This is a genomic window from Neisseria sp. P0022.S010 (assembly GCF_051956635.1).
In genome coordinates, this window is record NZ_JBQCXF010000365.1 from 1 (window position 1) to 3,033 (window position 3,033).

2 protein-coding genes and 1 pseudogene are annotated in these 3,033 nt (G+C 53.6%); all 3 read left to right on the top strand.

All coding sequences use genetic code 11. The features are described 5' to 3' along the window. Window positions 1–398: FAD-dependent oxidoreductase (locus ACTHUT_RS16775; protein ID WP_440419130.1), on the top strand; the 398-nt coding region annotated here is incomplete at its 5' end. 167 nt (window positions 399–565) lie between these two features. Beyond that, complete coding sequence (glyS, locus tag ACTHUT_RS16780; protein WP_250601415.1) at window positions 566–2,629, top strand: glycine--tRNA ligase subunit beta; 2,064 nt, start codon at window positions 566–568, stop codon at window positions 2,627–2,629. A 164-nt stretch (window positions 2,630–2,793) separates the two neighbouring features. Further along, window positions 2,794–3,033 (top strand): annotated as a pseudogene (locus tag ACTHUT_RS16785) (iron-sulfur cluster carrier protein ApbC); the annotation flags it as partial.

Here is a 3,033-nt window from a genome sequence, read left to right on the forward strand (position 1 = left end):
TGCATCCGCGCTATCCTTTGTATATCGCGCCGAAGGAAAACCATATTTTTGTGATTGGTGCGACCCAAATCGAAAGCGAAAGCCAAGCGCCGGCCAGCGTGCGTTCCGGTTTGGAACTTTTGTCCGCACTGTATGCCGTGCATCCGGCATTTGGCGAGGCAAACCTTTTGGAACTGGCCACCGGCTTGCGCCCGACTTTAAACCACCACAACCCCGAAATCCGCTTCAACCGCGAACGTCGCCTGATTGAAGTCAACGGCCTGTTCCGCCACGGTTTTATGATTTCTCCTGCTGTTACCGGTGCGGCCGTGCGTTTGGCCGGTGCGCTGTTTGCCGGAAGCGACATTCCCGAATCAGACGAAATCAGCGGCTTGCAGTATATCCGCGCCGCAAATTGAAGCCGTGGCGGACGTTGTGCTTGAAAATCGGGCAAATTGTTTGTGAAAGACAGCCACAGGCCGTCTGAAAATGATAAAATCGCCGTCAATTCAATTAACCTTGCGTCTGAAAACCGCATGATGCCGTATTCAGACGCCAAACCAATTTCCTATTTAACGATAAGCACATGACAACCCAAACCCTTTTAATCGAACTTCTCACTGAAGAACTCCCGCCAAAAGCCCTCAATAATTTGGGCAACCATTTTGCCGCTTCCGTTGCCGAAGGCTTGGAAAAAGCGCAACTGATTGACGGCGCAGCCGAATACACTGCCTACGCTTCTCCGCGCCGTTTGGCCGTTCAAGTCAAAAACGTGAAAGCCGTTCAAGCTGATCAAAAAATCGTGAAAAAAGGCCCTGCCGTAGCGAATGCCATGAAAGACGGTGCGCCGACCAAGGCTTTGGAGGGTTTCGCGCACGGTGCGGGTGCGAAAATCGAAGACTTGACCATCATTAACGATGGCAAGCAAGACGTGTACGCCTACGAATACGTCCAAACCGGCAAACCGCTGGGCGAGCTTTTGGAAGGCATCATCAATGCCGCTGTGAAAAAACTGCCGATTCCAAAAGTAATGCGTTGGGGCAGCAGCACATTTACCTTCGTGCGCCCTGTACACAGCTTGATCGTGCTGTACGGCAGCGACATCGTAAACGTCAGCGTTTTGGGTCTGCAAAGCGGCAACAAAACATTGGGTCACCGTTTCCTCTCCAGCGGCGAAATCGCCATCGAAAATGCCGACAGCTACGCCTTGCAAATGCGTGAGCAAGGCAAAGTGGAAGCATCGTTTGCCGAACGCAAAGCCGCCATTCAGACGGCCTTGAACGAGCAGGCAGGCCGTCTGAACGCGACCGTTGCCGCCGATGAAGCCTTGTTGGATGAAGTGACTGCATTGGTCGAATGGCCTGTGGTATTGGAAGCCGGTTTTGAAGAACACTTCCTCGCCGTACCGCAAGAATGCTTGATTCTGACCATGCAGCAAAACCAAAAATACTTCCCGTTGCTCGATCAAAACGGCAAGCTGATGAACCGCTTCCTGCTGGTGTCCAACCTGCAAACCGAAGACCCGTCGCACATCATTCAAGGCAACGAACGCGTCTTGCGCGCGCGCCTGTCTGATGCCGAGTTCTTCTACAAGCAAGACCAAAAAGCGACTTTGGAAAGCCGCCTGCCCAAGTTGGCGAACGTGGTTTATCACAACAAAATCGGTTCGCAAGCCGAACGTATCGAACGCCTGCAAAGCATCGCCGCCCATATCGCCAAGGCTTTAGGCGCGGATGCCGCCGCAGCCGAACGCGCCGCGCGTTTGGCAAAAGCCGACTTGGTGACCGAAATGGTCGGCGAGTTCCCCGAACTGCAAGGCACGATGGGCAAATACTATGCCCGCTTGGACGGCGAAACCGAAGAAATCGCCGAAGCCATTGAGCAGCACTATCAACCGCGTTTTGCAGGAGATAGGCTACCTGAAAGCAAAATTGCTATCGCTGTTGCGCTTGCCGACAAGCTAGAAACCTTGGTCGGCATTTGGGGCATCGGTCTGATTCCGACCGGCGACAAAGACCCCTACGCCCTTCGCCGCGCTGCCTTGGGTATTCTGCGGATGCTGATGCAGTATGGTTTGGACGTAAACGAGCTGATTCAGACGACCTTCGACAGCTTCCCCAAGGGTTTGCTTAACGAAAAAACGCCGTCTGAAACCGCCGACTTCATGCAGGCGCGTTTGGCCGTGTTGCTGCAAAACGATTATCCGCAAGACATCGTTGCCGCTGTATTGGCGAAACAGCCGCGCCGTTTGGACGACGTAGTGGCCAAACTGCAGGCCGTTGCCGCGTTCAAACAGCTGCCCGAAGCCGCCGCATTGGCCGCAGCCAACAAACGCGTACAAAACCTGCTGAAAAAAGCCGATGCCGAGTTGGGCGCGGTTAACGAAAGCCTGCTGCAACAGGACGAAGAAAAAGCCCTGTACGCCGCCGCGCAAGGTTTGCAGCAGAAAATCTCCGCCGCCGTTGCCGAAGGCAATTTCCAAACTGCTTTGTCCGAGCTTGCTTCCGTCAAGCCGCAAGTCGATGCATTCTTCGACGGCGTGATGGTAATGGCTGAAGATGCCGCCGTGAAGCAAAACCGTTTGAACCTGCTGAACCGCTTGGCAGAACAAATGAACGCAGTTGCTGACATTGCGCTCTTGAGCGAATAAGGCCGCGTTTCATTTGACCCTTTTTTCAGGCTGCCCGATGATTCAGGCAGCCTGAAGTTTTTCGGGCGTATCCCTTGCATGGCGTTCAAGGGTATAATTCAGCAGATTTGTCAGGCAGGCAAATCGCGCACATCAAACAATTTCCCACATTCAAGAGGCAGATTATGAATATTCCAGCCATCCGAACCGCACTCGATGCCGTGTTGATTCCCACCACAATACGCACTTTGGGCAGCGAAAAAGCCGTTTCGCTTCTGGAAGAGCATTCAGACGGCCTGCATATCGGCCTGAAATTCGCGTTCCCAGTTGCCCATATCGCTGCAGACATTGCCAACGCCCTCCAAGAAGCCGTCATGACCCATACCGGCGACACGCATATCCACTTAAGTATCGATACCGAAATC